Source organism: Thioalkalivibrio denitrificans, assembly GCF_002000365.1.
GTDB lineage: Bacteria > Pseudomonadota > Gammaproteobacteria > Ectothiorhodospirales > Ectothiorhodospiraceae > Thioalkalivibrio_A > Thioalkalivibrio_A denitrificans.
Genome location: NZ_MVBK01000001.1, coordinates 80,199 through 97,831, shown reverse-complemented (window position 1 = coordinate 97,831; position 17,633 = coordinate 80,199). Strand labels below are relative to the sequence as shown.

Annotated in this window: 19 protein-coding genes; 14 read left to right on the top strand and 5 right to left on the bottom strand. The window is 63.7% G+C overall.

Features of this window, described 5'->3' with window-relative positions:
* The first annotated feature begins 29 nt into the window (after positions 1–29).
* Genes mgtE through mgtA form a run of 3 tightly spaced genes read left to right on the top strand, consistent with a single transcriptional unit; the run spans position 30 to position 4,996 of the window.
* Positions 30–1,415, top strand: a complete 1,386-nt coding sequence (mgtE, locus tag B1C78_RS00430) for a magnesium transporter (protein WP_077277172.1) — start codon at positions 30–32, stop codon at positions 1,413–1,415.
* Between the two features lie 60 nt (positions 1,416–1,475).
* Positions 1,476–2,204 carry an MgtC/SapB family protein gene (locus B1C78_RS00425; protein WP_077277171.1) on the top strand — a complete coding sequence of 243 codons (729 nt, stop codon included), beginning with the start codon at positions 1,476–1,478 and terminating at the stop codon, positions 2,202–2,204.
* 23 nt (positions 2,205–2,227) lie between these two features.
* The gene (mgtA, locus tag B1C78_RS00420; RefSeq protein WP_077277170.1) at positions 2,228–4,996 is read left to right on the top strand and encodes a magnesium-translocating P-type ATPase; all 2,769 of its coding nucleotides are present in this window, start codon (positions 2,228–2,230) and stop codon (positions 4,994–4,996) included.
* Positions 4,997–5,174: 178 nt separating this feature from the next.
* Here mgtA and B1C78_RS00415 read toward each other — a convergent pair whose 3' ends face one another.
* The 5 genes from B1C78_RS00415 to B1C78_RS00395 all read right to left on the bottom strand — a co-directional run bounded on the left by B1C78_RS00415 (position 5,175) and on the right by B1C78_RS00395 (position 8,981).
* The gene (locus B1C78_RS00415; RefSeq protein WP_077277169.1) at positions 5,175–5,891 is read right to left on the bottom strand and encodes an ATP-binding protein; all 717 of its coding nucleotides are present in this window, start codon (positions 5,889–5,891) and stop codon (positions 5,175–5,177) included.
* A gap of 74 nt (positions 5,892–5,965) precedes the next feature.
* Positions 5,966–7,225, bottom strand: a complete 1,260-nt coding sequence (locus B1C78_RS00410) for an MFS transporter (RefSeq protein WP_077277168.1) — start codon at positions 7,223–7,225, stop codon at positions 5,966–5,968.
* A gap of 83 nt (positions 7,226–7,308) precedes the next feature.
* Positions 7,309–8,154 (bottom strand): endonuclease/exonuclease/phosphatase family protein, encoded by an 846-nt coding sequence (locus B1C78_RS00405; protein ID WP_217697978.1) that lies wholly within the window; start codon positions 8,152–8,154, stop codon positions 7,309–7,311.
* Positions 8,141–8,683: a Chromate resistance protein ChrB gene (locus B1C78_RS00400; RefSeq protein WP_077277166.1), complete on the bottom strand. Its 543-nt coding sequence runs from the start codon at positions 8,681–8,683 to the stop codon at positions 8,141–8,143. The genes B1C78_RS00405 and B1C78_RS00400 overlap by 14 nt, the downstream gene beginning before the upstream one ends.
* A gap of 94 nt (positions 8,684–8,777) precedes the next feature.
* Positions 8,778–8,981: a type IV toxin-antitoxin system AbiEi family antitoxin domain-containing protein gene (locus tag B1C78_RS00395; RefSeq protein ID WP_175628182.1), complete on the bottom strand. Its 204-nt coding sequence runs from the start codon at positions 8,979–8,981 to the stop codon at positions 8,778–8,780.
* Between the two features lie 919 nt (positions 8,982–9,900).
* On the opposite strand from B1C78_RS00395, the gene pilL2 reads away from it, so the two are divergent.
* The 11 genes from pilL2 to B1C78_RS00345 all read left to right on the top strand — a co-directional run bounded on the left by pilL2 (position 9,901) and on the right by B1C78_RS00345 (position 17,629).
* Positions 9,901–10,743, top strand: a complete 843-nt coding sequence (pilL2, locus tag B1C78_RS00390; RefSeq protein ID WP_245795249.1) for a PFGI-1 class ICE element type IV pilus protein PilL2 — start codon at positions 9,901–9,903, stop codon at positions 10,741–10,743.
* Position 10,744: 1 nt separating this feature from the next.
* Positions 10,745–11,434 (top strand): hypothetical protein, encoded by a 690-nt coding sequence (locus tag B1C78_RS00385; RefSeq protein WP_077277165.1) that lies wholly within the window; start codon positions 10,745–10,747, stop codon positions 11,432–11,434.
* A gap of 3 nt (positions 11,435–11,437) precedes the next feature.
* Positions 11,438–11,734: a hypothetical protein gene (locus tag B1C78_RS17535; protein WP_175628181.1), complete on the top strand. Its 297-nt coding sequence runs from the start codon at positions 11,438–11,440 to the stop codon at positions 11,732–11,734.
* Positions 11,731–12,516 carry a TIGR03759 family integrating conjugative element protein gene (locus B1C78_RS00380; RefSeq protein ID WP_175628180.1) on the top strand — a complete coding sequence of 262 codons (786 nt, stop codon included), beginning with the start codon at positions 11,731–11,733 and terminating at the stop codon, positions 12,514–12,516. The genes B1C78_RS17535 and B1C78_RS00380 overlap by 4 nt, the downstream gene beginning before the upstream one ends.
* Positions 12,517–12,565: 49 nt before the next feature.
* Entirely contained in the window at positions 12,566–13,072 is a 507-nt protein-coding gene (locus tag B1C78_RS00375) for a lytic transglycosylase domain-containing protein (RefSeq protein ID WP_245795248.1), read from the top strand.
* Positions 13,069–13,623, top strand: coding sequence for a PFL_4695 family integrating conjugative element protein (locus B1C78_RS00370; RefSeq protein WP_077277162.1), 555 nt, complete (start codon positions 13,069–13,071; stop codon positions 13,621–13,623). The genes B1C78_RS00375 and B1C78_RS00370 overlap by 4 nt, the downstream gene beginning before the upstream one ends.
* A 9-nt stretch (positions 13,624–13,632) precedes the next feature.
* A complete protein-coding gene (traD, locus tag B1C78_RS00365) occupies positions 13,633–15,798 on the top strand; it encodes a type IV conjugative transfer system coupling protein TraD (RefSeq protein ID WP_077277161.1) in 2,166 nt (721 codons plus the stop codon).
* A complete protein-coding gene (locus B1C78_RS00360) occupies positions 15,798–16,538 on the top strand; it encodes a TIGR03747 family integrating conjugative element membrane protein (protein ID WP_077277160.1) in 741 nt (246 codons plus the stop codon). Before traD ends, B1C78_RS00360 begins: the two co-directional genes overlap by 1 nt.
* Before the next feature lie 110 nt (positions 16,539–16,648).
* Complete coding sequence (locus B1C78_RS00355) at positions 16,649–16,966, top strand: integrative conjugative element protein, RAQPRD family (RefSeq protein WP_077277218.1); 318 nt, start codon at positions 16,649–16,651, stop codon at positions 16,964–16,966.
* 8 nt (positions 16,967–16,974) lie between these two features.
* On the top strand, positions 16,975–17,208 hold the full coding sequence (locus B1C78_RS00350) for a TIGR03758 family integrating conjugative element protein (RefSeq protein WP_175628178.1): 234 nt from the start codon (positions 16,975–16,977) through the stop codon (positions 17,206–17,208).
* Positions 17,209–17,233: 25 nt separating this feature from the next.
* Complete coding sequence (locus tag B1C78_RS00345; RefSeq protein ID WP_245795247.1) at positions 17,234–17,629, top strand: TIGR03745 family integrating conjugative element membrane protein; 396 nt, start codon at positions 17,234–17,236, stop codon at positions 17,627–17,629.
* The last annotated feature ends 4 nt before the right edge of the window (positions 17,630–17,633 follow it).

The following is a 17,633-nucleotide window of genomic DNA, read 5'->3' as shown; positions in this document are numbered from 1 at the left end:
ATCCGGAATTTCGTAGAAGGAGAAAGAACATGAACCGCGAAGAACTGCTGTTTTCCGTTCGCAGCCTTGCCCGATCACTCGATGCCGTGGCCATCGCCCACATCGTCAAGCACACGCCACCGTCCGATCTGGTCGAGGCGCTCGACATTCTGAACACGGAAGAAACGCTGTCGCTGCTGATGACGCTGAAGCCCCAGGCGCGTGCCGAGCTGTTTGCCCACTTCTCGGAAGCTCGCCAGGACGCCTTGCTGCGTTCCATGCCGCGCGAGGCGGTGGTGCAGCTGTTCGAGCATATGCCGTCCGACGACCGGGCCGACCTGTATAACCGTCTGAGCGACGAGGCCAAGGAAAAGCTGCTCCCGGCGTTGGCGAAGGTCGAGCGAGACGACATCCTGAGGCTGGCCTCATACCCGGAAGGCACGGTCGGCTCGGTGAGTACCTCGGACTACGTGCAGGTCTCGCCGCGGATGACGGTGACGGAGGCCTTGGTCCACATCCGCGCCACCGCGCCGGACAAGGAGACGATCTACGTCATTTACGTGCTCGAAGACGGCCACAAGCTGCTCGGAACGGTTTCCTTGCGCGAGCTGGTGCTTGCCGACGGCAAGGCGCGCATCGGAGAGATCATGCGTCGCGATCCGATATTCGCCCGTGCCCAGTGGCCGCGTGCCGAGGCTGTAGAGTTGATTCGGCGCTATGACCTGCTGGCACTGCCGGTGATCAATGGTGGCGAGCGGATGATCGGCATCGTTACCGTCGATGATGCGATGGACATCGAGAAGGAGCAGGATGCGACCCAGCTCGCCCGCTTCGGAGGCACGGCCACCCTGGGCGGTCCCGACCTGGACGTGCTCGCCTCGCCGTTCTCGCAGATGTTCAAGGTGCGCGTGTTCTGGCTGGTGATCCTGACCTTCTTCGGCATCCTGACCAGCACCTTCGTGGCCGCGCAGGAGGAAATACTGACGCAGATGATCGTGCTGGCCGCGTTCATCGCGCCGATCGTGGATATGGGCGGTAATACCGGCAGCCAGTCGGCCACCCTGGTCATTCGGGCCATGGCGCTGGGCGAACTCAAGCTCAAGTGGCAGGACGTGTGGTTCATTATCAAGCGGGAACTGCCGATAGCGGCGGCGCTAGGTGCGGCAATTGCGGTGCTCGAGGTGATCCTCGCGTACTTCGCCAAGGGCGTCGGCTTCGACGTGCTGATAGTGGTCGGCCTGAGCATGTTGGTATGTACGGTGCTCGGCGGCGTCATCGGCGCGCTGCTGCCTTTCCTTGCGCGTCGTATCGGCACCGATCCTGCGACGCTGTCCTCACCGCTGATCACATCGGTCATGGACCTCTTGGGCGTGTTCATCTACTTCGGTATCGCCTATGCGTTTCTGGGCGAACTGCTGATCGGGAACGCGGTTTGAGGATGTAACAATCCGTTCATGAGGCCCAGCTAGGCTGGGCCTCAATTTTGCGGGTGTATCATGTACGTTATCCAACATCTCGATTTTCTGGCATCGCTCAATACCCTGGCGAGCCTGGTGACCGCCTTCGTACTCGGCACCGTCATCGGCCTGGAACGCCAGTATCGCCAGCGCACGGCGGGGCTACGCACCAACGTATTGGTTGCTGTCGGTGCGGCGCTTTTTGTCGATATCGCTATGCGTTTTCACTCTATATATGGTGGAACGCCCAGCCCACTCCACGTGGTGGCCTATGTGGTCTCTGGTGTGGGCTTTCTGGGGGCTGGCGTCATCATGCGCGAGGAGGGCAATGTTCGCGGCATCAATACCGCCGCGACCTTGTGGGGGTCGGCCGCCGTCGGTGTGTCGGCGGGACTAGGAATGCTTGTTGAAGCCGTGCTGGGAACCCTGTTCGTCCTATCGGCCAACACTTTGCTGCGCCCCATCGTCAACGCCATTAACCGGCAGCCGCTCGATGTTGAGTCGGTGGAGGTCACCAACACGGTTTACGTGATCGCTGACAAGGAGCGCCAGAAGGAGGTCATGAAGGTGTTGGAAAGCAATCTGGAGAGTGGCCGTTACCCGGTGCGCGATCTGGAGGTCCACGCCTTCGGTGATGATGACGTGGAGATCGAGGCTACCCTCACCGTGACATCGGTCGATGGCGACGAGTTGGACTCGCTGGTGCGCAGAATAGCGGCATTGCCCGGTGTGCGGCAGGCATTCTGGAGTGCGAGTACGACGGAGTAGCCCGATGGGCATAGGAGCCAAGCATGAACGCCAGACTGCTGAAACACTTGTTCGCGGGCTTCCTGCGTACTCGCCGCATCGCCCGCCACTTCCAGCGCCTGGCGCTGCTCGACACTCTGACGCAGACCGGCGTGAGCCGGGTGGTTCCCGAAGCGTTGACCAAGACCCTGGTCGCGGCAGCGACCACCGACACAGAGGCGTTGCTCAAACAACTCGACGGCCAGGTCGATGGGTTGTCCGAAGCGCAGGCCGCAGACGTTCGCAAGCGCGTCGGCCCCAACGAAGTCGAACACGAAAAACCTCTGACCTGGCGACAGCATCTCTGGCTGGCCTATCGTAACCCGTTCAACCTGCTGCTGACCCTGCTTGCGGTCATTTCCTACCTCACCGAGGACATTGAGGCCACAGTCGTGATCGGCGCCATGGTGGCGCTCTCCACCTTGCTGCGCTTCTGGCAGGAGACCAAGGCCAACAAGGCCGCGGAGGCACTCAAGGCCATGGTGAGTACCACAGCGACCGTCATCCGGCGCGATGGCTCCGAAGAAGATACGGCACCACCAGCATATCCGCATTACACTACCCGCCCGCAGGGTAAATCGGCCCACCGCGAGGAGGTGCCGATCAGGCTGCTGGTGCCCGGCGACGTGATAGTCCTGTCGGCGGGCGACATGATCCCTGCCGATTGCCGCGTACTCAGCGCCAAAGACCTCTTCGTGGCCCAGGCCGCCATGACCGGCGAGTCGATGCCGGTGGAGAAGTTTTCCATCCAGCGCAATGCCAAGGCTGTCAATCCGCTGGAACTGGACAACATACTGTTCATGGGCACCAATGTCGTGTCCGGCTCGGCCACGGCAGTGGTCGTCGCAATCGGCAACCATACCTACTTCGGTTCTCTTGCCCGACGCGTCACGGTTGTCGACCGTGCCCCGACCGCATTTCAGACGGGTGTGAACCAAGTGAGTTGGCTTCTGATCCGTTTCATGCTCGTAATGGCGCCCCTGGTTCTCTTCATCAACGGCTTCACCAAGGGCGACTGGATAGCGGCGTTGCTGTTCGCCTTGTCCATCGCTGTGGGCCTCACGCCCGAGATGCTGCCGATGATCGTCACGTCTACGCTCGCCAAGGGCGCGGTGATGATGTCCCGGCGCAAGGTCATCGTCAAACGGCTGGATGCGATCCAGAATTTTGGTGCCATGGACGTGCTGTGCACCGACAAGACCGGCACGCTCACTCAAGATAAGATCTTTCTTGCACGCCATGTCGATGTCTGGGGTGAGGAGTCCGACGATGTGCTGGAGATGGCCTATCTCAACAGTTACTACCAGACTGGCCTCAAGAATCTGCTCGATGTGGCGGTACTGGAGCATATCGAGGTGCACCAGGAACTCAATCCGGCGCGCAATTATCGTAAGGTCGATGAGATTCCCTTCGACTTTACCCGTCGCCGCATGTCGGTGGTGGTCAGTGAACGGGAGGACCATCATGAATTGATCAGCAAGGGTGCGGTGGAGGAGATTCTCGCTGTCTGCACCCAGGTGCGGCATGGTGAGGTGATCGAGCCTTTGACCCCGGAATTGCTTGCCCGCATCCGCAGGGTGACGGCCGACCTCAACGAAGATGGCCTGCGCGTGGTCGCGGTGGCAGCCAGGGAGTTACCGCCGCGCAAGGAAACCTACGGCGTCGCCGACGAGCACGAACTCACCCTGATCGGGTATGTCGCCTTCCTCGATCCGCCAAAGGAGTCGACCGAACCCGCGCTGCGCGCGCTGTCCGAACATGGAGTTGCGGTCAAGGTGCTGACCGGTGACAACGAACTGGTGGCGGCCAAAATTTGCCACGAGGTCGGCCTCGGGAAAGATGGTGTGCTGCTGGGCGGCGATATCGAGCGCATGAGCGATAGAGAGCTGGCGGTAGCCGCAGAGAGCCATAACATCTTCGCCAGGCTCACGCCCGCGCACAAGGAGCGCATCGTGCGTCTCCTGAAAGCCAACGGCCATGTGGTCGGCTTCGTGGGTGACGGCATCAACGATGCCCCGGCGCTGCGTGCCGCCGACATCGGCATCTCGGTCGACACGGCGGTGGATATCGCCAAGGAGGCGGCCGACATCATCCTGCTGGAAAAGAGTCTGATGGTGCTTAAGGAAGGCGTTCTGGAAGGTCGCCGCACCTTCGCCAATATGCTCAAATACATCAAAATGACAGCGAGTTCCAACTTCGGAAACGTGTTCTCGGTACTGGTCGCCTCGGCGTTCCTCCCCTTTCTGCCCATGCTGCCGATCCACCTACTGGTGCAGAACCTATTGTACGACATTTCGCAGATTGCCATCCCGTTCGACAACGTGGACGAAGATCTGCTGAAGAAGCCGCTGCGCTGGCTGCCAGGCAGCATAGGCCGCTTCATGGTGTTCTTCGGTCCGATCAGCTCGGTGTTCGACCTTACCACCTTCGCCATCATGTGGTTCGTATTCAGTGCCAACGCGCCGGAAGTGCAAACTCTGTTCCAGTCAGGATGGTTCATCGTCGGCCTGCTGACGCAGACCCTAATTGTGCACATGATCCGCACACCGAAGATCCCTTTCATCCAGAGCCGGGCTGCGATGCCGCTGCTGGTAATGACAGCGATGATCATGGTCGTTGGCATCTTCCTGCCGACGGGGCCGCTGGCAGAACACTTCAAGCTACAAGCACTGCCACCGCTGTACTTTGTGTTTCTGCCGCTGATTCTGCTGGGCTACATGGGGCTGACCCAAGCCATGAAAGGTGTCTACTTGCGTCGCTACGCCTGGCAGTGACACCAGTATGGACTTTACCCATAACTCGTTAATCTGACCTTTCTGCACGTTACACCGGTCAGCATCGCCGTCACCTTTGTTCTCTGCCGTTTCTGACGTGCACCAGCGTCAGTAATTCGGTCGCATCCCGCACGACATTGCGTCGTTCGCTGCTGTCACCTTTTCCCTTGCAGTAATGCTATTCGGTGCCTGCAGCACCCGCGCCGCGCAGGCGTTTCCCGTGCCGCAGCAATGCCTCCGTATCGAGGCAAAGCACCGAGGCATGTAGCAGGCCGTCGCGCCAATGAGCACCCTCCTTGAGCAGTTGCACGCAGGTGAGCAACCAGCCGGGCCGGCCACGCGCGGCACGCAGCAGCTGGCGCTCGTAATGCGGCTCCAGCGTGGGGAGCCCCTGGCCCGCACACACCTCACGCCACAGGCTCCGCAGTTGGGCGTGCGGAGTGAGCCGCATGGGGATGGCGCAGGTTCCCAGATGACGGGCACGCAGGCGGCGCTGTTCACTTTCCTTTTCGGTGTCGACGATGAGCAGCACGCCGGCGATGCCGCCGCGCAGTCGGCGCAGAAAGCCTATCGCGGCTGTCCCCACCACCGACACATGATCGAGCAGAAGCACGCCCTCGTGGCGATCCGCCGCCGCGGTGAGACGGGTTCTCGCCCACCGTCGCGGCAGGGCCTGCTGGTCGACGCCCGGATAGGCCTGCGCGAACGCCTGGGTGATGTCGTTCAGGCAGGCCGTGGCCGTGGCAAGACCGCAGGGAATGCCCTGCTGCGCGAAGTGGTCGTGGAGGCGTCGGGCCAGCGCCGATTTTCCGGCACCGCGCGGGCCGTAGAGCACCACGTGTTCACCCCGCGCGAGCCGCGCCAGCAACGCCTGCTCGAACCGGGCGGGGCTCATGCGCGCCACTGCAGTCGCGGTCGGCGGCGGCTCCGGTGCGCTCTGCCCGCGTCGCGCTATGGTCGGATTAGCGGTCAATTTCCCTTGACGCGCAGCAGCGCCAGTGTCCCGGCCGCCATCAACAAAGCTGCCAGACCGAAACCCAGCACCGGTGAGACGGCGGTCCATACCACGCCCACGGTGGCGCTGGAGACGAACTTGGCCGCGCCGTTGACCGTGCCCAGTGCGCCGATGCTCATGGTCATCGTCTCGCGCGGCACCATGGCGGCGGTGACGGTGGCTTCCAGCGCCTCCTGCACCGCCACGTACAGACCGGCGATGAGGAAGATGCCGGCCAACAGCGGCACGCTCTCAACATCCTGCCAGAAGGCCAGTGCCGTCAGCAGCGCCATGAGTGTGCCGAGCACATAGCCCGCCACCAGCACCGGCAAATGCCCGATCCGATCGGCCAGCCAGCCCACCGGCCAGGACGCGGCGACCTGTACCACATTGCGCCAGACATAGAGCAAGCCGGCCACCTGCGCCGCCTGCACCACGCCCATCGATGGGGTGAGCAGCGTGGTGGCGGCGAGGATCAACAAGGCGTGGGAGAAATCGCCGACCCCGAACAGGCCGACGGCGCCAAGGTAACGCTTGAACCGCAACGGCAGCCCACGCAGCGAACCGAAGAACTTCAGCGCCGGATTCGGCGAATGCTGCGGGTCCCGCACCAGCGTGAGAAAAGCCAGTACCGCCAGCACACCGGGAATGAGCGATAACCACAGCACGAAGCGGAAGGGCCCGGCATCGTCGCTCCAGTGCCAGCCCTGCGCGAGCCCGAGCAAGGCCACTCCCAGCAGCGGCCCGAGCACCGCACCAACCGTGTCCGCCGCGCGATGAAAGCCAAACGCGCGCCCGCGCGTTTGCGGCGATACCGCCTGGATCACAATGGCATCGCGCAGGGGGCCGCGCAGGCCCTTGCCAAACCAGGACACCGTCCGCCCGAGCAGAATCAGCGGCCAGGCCAGGGCGAGCGCGATCAGAGCCTGACCCAGCGGCGTGAGCCCGTAGCCGACCAGCACCAGAAGTTTGCGGTGACCCAGCTTGTCGGCAATGTAGCCAGAGACCATCTTGGTGAACGACGCCACCGCATCGGCGATCCCCTCGATGACGCCGAGCACGGCGGCCGGGATACCCAGGACGGCCAGGAAGCCGGGCAGGATGACCGTCGTCGTCTCGTAGCAGAAATCGCCCAGCGCGCTGGTGATGCCGGCGCCGACCACGGTGCGATTGAGCCAGCGTTTCGGCGCGGCAGCGGCCGGTTCAGCCTTGGCGTCGTCCTTGCGTTCAGTCATTTCCTGCCCCCTCTCGCCGACGCATAGAGTCAGGCGACTTTGAACAGCGTCGACAAGTCCATGTCCCCAGGCGTCGTGCATGACTACACCTCGAACGTGGCAATCACCGGGTAATGGTCGGAGGCCGCATCAGTGATGTCATTGCGGATGACTTGGCAGCTGCGTGCTGAGGCGGCCAACGCCCTGGACGCCAGCAGGTAGTCGCAGCGCATGGTGGCAAACTCGGCATCGCGATAGGCCGGCGTGGGCACGGTGGGCACTGTCGCAGCATCCAGTTGGTGACCCAGGTCGACCCAGCCGGCCGCCTCCAGATGGGCGAGCACGCTGCGGTCAATGCCCTTCAGGTCATCGGCCAGGTAGCGGGCGCGGTGATGCGGCGCGAGTATCGCCCAGTCTTCGGGCTCAGGATCGTGCGGAGAGGCCGAGTTGAAGTCGCCGGTGATCAGCGTCCGTTTCTCCGGCGCGGCGTGCACCGCCAGATAGGCCGCTTCGCGGCGGCGCACATCGGGCCCGTTGGGGCACAGGTGGGCGCTGATGAAAGTGATCGGCTGATCACTGCCGGGCAAGGCAACCTTCAGCGTGGCCAGCGTGTGATGAAAGTGCACACTGTCAGCTTCGAAGCTCAGCGGTTGAAGCGGTGCGCGGATGAAGATGGCGATGTTCTGCCCGGTGCGCGGAGCAATGGCCAGAAACCCGCGCATGCCGATTTGCTGTTCCAGTGCGTAGAGCCAGGCACCGCCGTTGGCGTCAAAGCCCTTGGCTTCTTGCATCAGAAACACGTCGGGCTTGAGTTCGTTGATGAGTTGCGCCTGCGCCCGGGCGCGGCAGTCGTCGGCGTCGTCGCGGCCGGCGAACAGCGTGTTCCAGGTGAGGATGGTCAGTTCCATGGCGTGGTTCTCGTTATTGGGGGTGAAGTCAGCGGTTTTCATCGTGGGCCTCGAACACCCGCTGGGCGTAGGCGTCGAGCACGGTTTCGCAGCCTTTGAAGCGTTCTGCCGCCTCGGCCGCCAGAGGGGCGCCATAGAAGTCGAGCTTGGCGATCTTCTCCAGCCACAACTGGAGCTTCTTCAGATCGAGGTCGTTCTCTTCCAGCTCGGCATAGGTGAAGTGGTTCGCCGCCGTCTCCTTGGCGATCTCGGACTCGAAGTCGGCACATTTGCCGAGGAACTCGCGGTATTCCTCATCACGGTCGGCCATGAAGCGCCCGACCACCTTCTCCTCCTGCGCCCGGTCCAGGGCCACCGTTTCCAGCAGAACGGATTCACCCGCCATCCCGTTGATTTCGTTCTCGATGATCTTGAGGCGGCGGGTGTGATCGTCGGTCTTGGGCAGCAGGCAGACACCGTTCTGCAGGTAGATGGCGCCCATGCCCTTGAGCTTGCGCCAGAGCGCGATGCGTTTCTTCGCCGGCTCGGGCGGCACTTTGTAGGTCAGCAGTAACCAATTAAGTGTGTTCATGGTGGCAACTATAATGTAACGGTCGTAACATTTCAATAGCCACTGATCCCCGGGCTGTCTGGCCGCAAGGCGGCTGAAGCTCCAGGCGCGGAGGTTATCCGCCGCGCGGTAGGGCCGGACAGACCACGTGCAGGATCTGGGTGGTGAGATCGTGGTAGGTCAGCGCCGAGATCAGGCAGACGACACCGCTCGGCACCTTCAGGGCGACCACCACAAGGCCGGGATTGCCCAGGAGCGGCAGATCGGCAAGCCGGTACAGGCTGCGTCCGAGACGTTGGAGCAGTCCTTCGTCCCGCATCGCATGCGGCGTCCGGGCGTGGATGACTCACACCCAGACAGTCTTGCAGTGGACGACTTCGCATGCGGATTCCTGCTATCATTTTTTCAAGTTGATGCATTCCCCCTGGCCGCTTGGGTCAAAGCGGCACCCGCCGGCGCCAGCCGGCATCTCACAGAGCAACCCTTCTACGGGCCGGGAGGAGGAGGGGAGGCAGGGATGCTTCGGTCCATACTTCGTCCGACCCTAGTCCCTGGCGGGTCGGACGGCACTTCGCGCAGAGGGCGATACTGCGCAATCTCTCTTTCTACCCTCGGTGGCCGCGCAACACGCCTTGCGTCAGGCCACCGCACTTCCAATTCCGGGCGCAGACGCACAACCCGCAGGTAGCGGCCAGAGACCTTCCCCAGGCAATCCCCATGTCCAGACGATTTCCTGGGGAAGGTCTCTGGCCTTCTCAACGCTACCGGCCGCCCGTCGCCGGCAAGGAACGGGCCCCTTTGTGCGAAGTGACGCGCCCGATCTGTTTGCGATCCTGCTTCCCTCATTTTCAGGATCGACTGAATACGCGGAAAGGCTGGTTGACGGGAGAGCCGAATCCGGCGGTGCAGGCGAGGGAATCAGAGGCCGCCAGGCGGCCCAGAACTCAGGGCCGGTCCCATTTGACAGAACATGGGACGGCTCGCGCATGAACACCTGTTCCACCCTGCCCCGGTTCAGGGGCATCTCCTGAGCCGATGCGGCTGAGGAAATGCCTCTGTCCCGCCTCTTTGAAAAAACTGTTTGGATTTCAGTAACGGTTTTCGATTGCCGTCGCGCACGATCACGGCAAGGATGCGCCTGACCTCGGAACCGCCAATCCGGAGTCATCACTCCCCTCACAGGGACGCCCACGCCCACAAGGGCGTGGGCATTTCTCAACGGAGGAACGGAGCGCGCGATGAAGCAGATCAGAAGTGCCGCCTTGGCGGCCATCATGGTCCTCTCCGGTACCACCCAGGCCGAAGACGTCCGGATTGGACGGTATCAAACCTTGGAGCCCGTGCCCACGACCGAGCAGATCAACCCGCTGGAAGTCATCGTGCTCGTGCACTTCCCCGCACGGGTGACCACCGTGGGGGGCGCCATCACGCACCTGCTGGCCCGCAGTGGCTACAGCCTCGCCGATACCCATGACGCCGAACCCGCGCTCCTTGTGCTGCTGAGCAGGCCTCTGCCTGAGGTGCACCGCGAGCTTGGACCTGTGACACTCGAACGCGCCCTCGGCGTGCTGGCCGGGCCGGTCTGGCGCCTCGTGGTCGATCCCGTGCATCGACTGGTGTCCTACGAACTGCGCAGCCGTTATCGCGATGAGTATCGGGTGACACTGCCCGTCCCTCCTGCCAGCCCCTCACCTGTCAGCATGTCCACCAAACCGCCCGGGACATCGGTTGAAGATCTTCCGGCGCGGGCGCCCACCCCTGCCCATAGGGCCGGCCCGCCTCATACAGCCATACCGGGAGAAAGCTACGGCCCCGTCTTCCGGGGTGAAACACTGAGTGCAATCGCCTCTGCCATACACCTGCCCGGGGTGACTCCGGACCAAGCCCTGGTCGCGCTGCTCGAGGCGAATCCCCATGCATTCGGGCATATCAATGGGTCGCCCAACATGAACCTCCTGCTATCCGGCGTGACGCTGCGCATACCCACCGCGGAGGATGCTGGCGCCCGCAGCCATGCGCAGGCCGTGGAAATCGTCGGTCAGCACTGGCGCGACCGCCTCGCCCACACATCGGAGCACTGAGATGAGTGAGCAGCAGCAGGATTCCGGGCGGCAACCCCCGTTCAAGTGGATGGGCGCCGGTGCCGCCCTTTTCATCGTCGTCCTGTTCGCCGTGGCCATGCTGTCCACGGGGGGCGGCCAGACAGAGGACAGTGACGCCGCCGCGACAGCCACGGAACCGGCCGGCGAGCCGCAGCCAAGTGTGATCGACCTCGGTGAAGACCGAATTCGCGAAATCAACGAGCGCCTCGAAACACTCGCCAGTGAGCTGCTTCGCACCGATCTGGCTCTATCCGAGCTGGGCCGCGAGGTCGCGGACATCAGAGAACGCAGCGGTCAGGACAAGGATCTCCTTTCAGATCTGCAACGGGACATGGAACGCATCTCCAAGAGCGTCGAGGAGCTGCGCGTATCGGGTGCCGAGGCCTCGGACGCGATCAGCGCGGCGGCCGGGCGCATCGGGTCTCTGGAACGCCATCAGCGCCGAGCGGCGCAGACCGTCGCCCCGCCTCCCCGCCCCAGTGGCAGGTTGCTGACCGTCGACACGTGGGACGGTAAGCCCTATGTGCTGATCGAAACCACCGGTGGCCAGACCATCTGGCTGCGTCCCGGTGACGCGTATGACGGCTGGCGCCTGGTATCCGCCGGCAAGGACGGGGCCGTCTTTGAGCAAGGTGGCCGCACGGCCACCCTGGATGTTTCTGGAGGATAAGCTGTGGGTATCGGTGAGTTTCTGGTCTTCATCTTCATCACGATGATGGTGTCGGCGGACAGAGCCAATCTGGAACGCGAGATCGAGCAAAGCCGCGCCGAGATCGCGGTGCTTGAAACGCAGCAGAATGAGGCTCGGACCGCCGTCGAAACACGGGCAACCGCTGATGCGCGATGCCGGGATCTGTGCGCATCCGCACCGGTCGCCTACCGCAACCTCGCCATGCCGGATGCCTCGGCCGTCTACCTCTTCCCGACCGGAGAGAGCTGCCGCTGCGAGCCGGCGAGGAGGTCACCGTGAGCCCGGGGAGACTCATGATCTGCGCCATCCTCGCCACGGCGCTGATCGCGCCTTCGTTGTCGGCGCAACCGGTCAGAGACACCGAAAAGAGGAACGTACAGGACACCGCGGCGCAAATGCGCGAAAGCCAGTCTTCCGATCGCGCGACGCTGTGGGGCCTGTCCGTCGAGGAGTGGGAGCGCTATGAGTCCATCATGTCCGGCCCCCGCGGCACCTGGAGCCCGGGGATGGATCCGGTCATGGTGCTCGGCATTCACGCGAGAACCGAGGAGGAGCGCCGACGCTACGCCGAGATTTACGCCCGCCAGGAATATGCGCGGGTGGAGGAAGAGCTGGCCTTCCAGAGGGCATACAGCGAAGCCTTCCGCACACTCTACCCCGTCGCCCCGTTTCTGGACTCCAGCCGGATCCCCGCACCGGAAGAACGCACGGGACAAAGCGGACTGACTCTGGGTCTTGGGGATCGTGTTGTGATGTACACGATGATGGAGGGTTGCGCGGCCTGCGACGGAGCACTGGAGAGCGTGTTGCGACACGTCGGCGCCGTGCGCGGCGCCGGTCTCGACATCTTCCTGGTGGGCAGCGCAGGCGACGATGACGCCATCCGCCGCTGGGCAGCCAGGCACTCCATCCCGCCGGAGAAGGTCCGGTCCCGCCAGATCACTCTCAATCATGACGGCGGCAGTCTGGCGTCTCTGGGCTACCAGGATCGGCCCATGCCCGTGCTACTGCACCGGAGTATGGAAGGGAACCGACTCATTGGACTGGCGGATCTGCGTTAGGGCCGTGCAACGCGGCATCGTTATCGCGGCGCTGAGCAGCGCGGTCGAGATGATGCTCGACGCCGGTACAGCGGCCGCGGCGAGCTATGTGGTCCCCCAAGGCTATGTGGATGTGGCCAACGAACACGGCATCCCTCCCCGGATCCTGTACGCGGTCGCCATGCAGGAATCCGCCTTGCTCCTGCCGTCCGGGATCGTTCGGCCCTGGCCGTGGACCCTCAATGTCGAGGGGCGCGCAGAGCGGTTTCGCGGTCGGGAGGAGGCCCACCAGGCCCTGACCTGGTATCTGCGCAGCGGAGTGCGCTCCATCGACATCGGTCTGATGCAGGTCAATTGGCGCTGGCACGGGGACCGTCTGCGGGATCCGTGGACCGCCTTGGATCCCTACTTCAACCTGCGCGTGGGCGCGACGATCCTGGCCGAGCACTACCGAAGCACGGGCGACTGGCAGAAGGCCATAGGCCTCTATCACGCCTCCGCGAACACCCCGGCGGCGAAGCATCGTGCAGAGAACTACAGGGCCGACGTCAACAGACACCTGGGAAGGATGCAATGACGCGGACGCGTATCCACATGACCCTGGCCGCGACCGCCGTGGCCTTCGCTTCCGCCCTGTCACCCGGCACCTGGGCTCAGACCACCGTGATCCACGAGGGGACGAGAACGGAGTCGATCGCACCCTACATGGCGCCGCTGCTTGGGGATGGCTGGCGTCCGCAGGACGAGGCCCCCGCAGGCCGTCCTGGCGGCCCGGCCGGCGACATGGACATCTTTCCGATCCGCACACCCCAGATGCGGCCCGGCCACCTCGGCGCGTCGCAGCCGGCAGCGGAGGTAGCCGCCCGGTTGCGGGGGCTCAGCCGGCCATTCTGCCTCATCGGATCGGATGAACTTTCCTTGCGATGGCTCGCCGGGAACCGGTCCGATCTGCTCGAGATGGGTGCGATTTGCATGCTGGTCGAGGCCGAGACCGTGAACGACCTGAGCACGGTGCTCCAGCATGCCCGCGGCATCCCGATGACGCCCGCCTCCGCGTCCGACCTGGCCGAGCACCTGAGCCTTTCCGTGTACCCGGTGCTGATCACCCGGGACGGGTTTCGCCAATAGTCCCCGCACATGGCTAAGCATCATCCCATCGAGGCCCTGCTGCGTCCTCCGGTGGAGCTGTATCCGGCCGCTGTCGGGGCCATCGCGGCACTCATCGCCCTCCTCGCTCCCTGGGCCCTGATGATGACGCCGGCCGTTGCGTGGGTCGCGGCCTCCCTTCTTGCGCTGTTTGCGTTGCATCGGGCACGACAGGGCCTGCGGGTGCTGCGCTATCAGCGCAACCTCAGACGCCTGCCGACCTACAGCGTGACGGCCGACCGCATCCCCGTGAGCAGGCGCAAACTCTTTCTCGGCCTGGGCTTTCAGTGGACCCAGAAGCATACCCAGCGGCTGCGGGACACGATTCGCCCCGAAGTGCAGAAGTACATCCAGCCGGGCGTGCTCTACCGGTGGGCACGCGAAAGGGAGACCAGCTGGGAGGCCAAGCCGGGATTACGGCATCTGGCCCGTCTGCTGGCGACAAGGTCCAGGTGGAACCCGCTTGCCCCTCTGCCTCCCGTGGGCGGCCGGCCCGCCCTGCATGGGGTCGAGCCAGAGGAACACCAGGTCTGGATGGATCTCGGTGAGCGCGTAGGCCATACCTTGGTGCTGGGGACCACCCGCGTCGGCAAGACGCGGCTCGCGGAGGTGCTTATCACCCAGGACGTTCACCGTGGGGACGTGGTCATCGTCTTCGATCCCAAGGGTGACGCCGACCTGCTGCGGCGCATGTACGCCGAGTGCAAGCGGGCAGGCCGGGAGAGGGACTTCTACATGTTCCACCTGGGTCACCCGGACATCTCGGCACGCTACAACGCGGTGGGGTCCTTCTCGCGCATCACCGAGGTCGCCACGAGAATCTCCAACCAACTGCCCAGCCAGGGAAACTCGGCCGCCTTCCGCGAGTTTGCCTGGCGTTTCACCAACATCGTGGCGCGCGCCCTGGTGGCCCTGGGCCGGCGCCCGGACTACCACCAGATCGTGCGGCATATCACGAACATCGAGCCTCTGCTGTCGGACTACTTCAACCACTGGCTTCCCACCGTGGCGCCGGATGGATGGCGGGAGGAGATCGCGCGTCGCGAGGAGAGCGTCAACGAGAACAAACTGCCCCTCGCGCTGCGCGGACGGTCCCGAAGGACCGTGGCCCTGGTGCAGTACATCAAGGAGCACAATCTCTATGACCCGGTAGCCGATGGATTGAGGTCCGCCTTCGAGTACGACAAGTCGTACTTCGACAAGATCGTCGCGTCGTTGCTGCCGCTGCTGGAAAAACTCACCACCGGAAAAACCGCCGAACTGATCTCTCCGGATTACTTCGACGCCGACGACCCCCGGCCGATCTTCGACTGGATGTCCGTGATCCGCAGAAAGTGTGTTGTGTATGTCGGTCTGGATGCCATGTCAGACACGACGGTGGCCGCGGCCGTGGGGAATTCCATGTTCGCCGACCTGGTGTCCGTCGCGGGCCGCATCTACAAGTCGGGCACGGCCGACGGATTGCCGGATACGGGATCGGCGCCGGAGACGCCGGTCATCTCCCTGCATGCCGATGAGTTCAACGAACTGATCGGTGACGAGTTCGTGCCGATGCTGAACAAAGCCGGCGGCGCGGGGTTCCAGGTCAGCGCCTACACCCAGACCTGGAGCGACGTGGAGGCCAGGATCGGAAACCGCGCCAAGGCAGGCCAGGTGGCGGGCAACTTCAACACCCTGGTCATGCTGCGGGTCAAGGAATTCGAGACGGCCAAGATGATGACCGATCAGCTCCCTACGGTGGAGATATTCTCGCTGATGCAGGTATCGGGCACCAATGACTCGGCCGACCCGGGTTCCGCGGAGCACTTCTCCTCGCGCAACGAGGACCGTGTCAGCGTCACCGAAACCCCCCTGCTCTCCCCGGCAGACATCGTGACGCTGCCCAAGGGACAGGCGTTCGCACTCATAGAGGGCGGCCAGCTCTACAAGATCCGCATGCCGCTGCCTGATCCGGGCCGTGATGCCGCCATGCCGGACAATCTGCAGCAGATCGCGGAGGAAATGCGCCGGGATTACGTGACAGGTGACCGCTGGTGGGTGACCGAGCCGGTGCCCAGACCGGCCAGCGGTCCGGCACCGGGAGGCGATACCACGATCCAAACTGCAGACGTCATCCCGGGCGCCCCTGCAGGCGCGTCGGTGGAGGATGACGCCTGATGGCGTCCGCCGCCAAACGCCAGTCACAGGCCAGTCACCCTGCGAACCAGGGTGCGGTCAGCAGAGCCCTTTCAACATCGGCCAACGTGCTGGCCTGGTTGTTCGTCGCCCTCGTCTTTTCGATCATCTCGGAATGGGTGGGAATGTGGCTGTGGTGGCCCGACGAGGGCGTCGACCACAGCCGGCGGATGCTGGACAACGAGATCGGGTACATCAATCAGGACTTTAGCCGCTCGATCCTGGTGTCCGAGCCTGCCCTCTACGCCGCCCGGTTCGCGGAGCAATCCTACAGGGTGCTGTTTGAATGGACACGTATTCATGACCTGGTGATATGGCTGAATCAGCCCGTTGACCTCCAAGGGGGGCGCATGCAGGCGGGACTCCGTTCGGGTTTTGCCGTCATCTCCGACCACGTCATCGCCGCCATGACGATCACCCAGCTGTTCTTCCTGCGTCTCGCTGTACTCACGCTCGCCCTGCCCGTGTTCGTCCTGTTCGGCCTCGCGGCGCTCGTGGACGGGCTGGCCCAGCGGGATCTGCGGCGCTGGGGCGGAGCACGCGAAAGTTCGTTTCTCTACCACCACGCCAAGCGCACAGTGCTGCCAAGCATGGTGCTTCCCTGGGTGGTCTATCTCGGGTTGCCGGTCAGCATTCACCCGAACTTCGTGATCCTGCCCTTCGCGGTGATCACTGCTGTCTCGATCGCGGTGACGGCGCGCACATTCAAGAAGTACCTGTAACGCCCTCCGGACGTCGAAAAAACTGTCACGAATTCAATAACGGTTTTCGCTTGCCGGAGTCTTCAGGCATGGAGACGATGCACGGCACCCGCAATTGTGGAGCCATGACCATGAGTGTTTGTGCCAGATCCTGTATCGCGGTATCGGCGGCCCTGGCGCTGGTTTGCATCGGTTCCGCCGCCCTGGCTCAAGGCAACGTGGACGCGGAGCGCGAAGCGCTCGCCCGCCTCATCCATGAGATGGATGCGTTGGCCCCCCTCATCGACGCCGCCGAGAACCATGCCAATCCCGATGCGCGTATCCGGTTTCAGTACGGATGGCTGCGCCAGGACATCGAGAGAATCAAGTTCGGCATCCGGGAACACCTGGAGGCGCCTCGCTCCGAGCCCCGCCCCGTGCCGCCCCTGCGGGGCGACTACCGACGCTAGGACAGGGCGTGGACGGCAACCAGATCAACGCGTTCAGCTCCGCCTCCGGAGTCTCCCACGCCGATGTGCTGCTGGTGATCGCCCTCGTCGCCTCGGCGCTCTACCTCACCTGGCTGGGATGGGTGGCGTACGGGCAATTCCGATCCTGGCATGACGACCGGGCGACCCTGCTCGATTTCATGTGGGTGGTGATCCGCGCGGCGATCGTCGTCCTCTTGATCGGATTTTTCGTTCGTCCATGACCACCTGCCCATGGAGGGCCTGCAAATGAAGAAGCACCTTTCGTCGCCATTCCGCCACCGTCCCATGTGGGGGGCCAGTTACCTGTGCATGTTCGCCGTCCTTGGATGGCTGATGCTTATGGCGGGTCCGGCCTTGGCACAGGGTCTCCCCACACCCGTGGCGCCCGATGGCGTACCCGCCGACAGCGGGAACTGGCTCGCGTTCATCCGGGGCTACATCCGTGACGGCGCCATCGTGCTTGGCCTGGCGCTGTCCGTGGTAGCGCTGATCTGGGTCGCCTACACGGGACTGTCCAAGTTCAACGAAGCCCGCAACGGCAAGGCCGAGTGGATGGAGGTAGGCGTGACCGTGGTCGTGGGCGCGGTCCTCCTGCTGTTCATCATGTTCCTGCTCAACCAGGCCGCCACCATCTTCGCGTGACGAT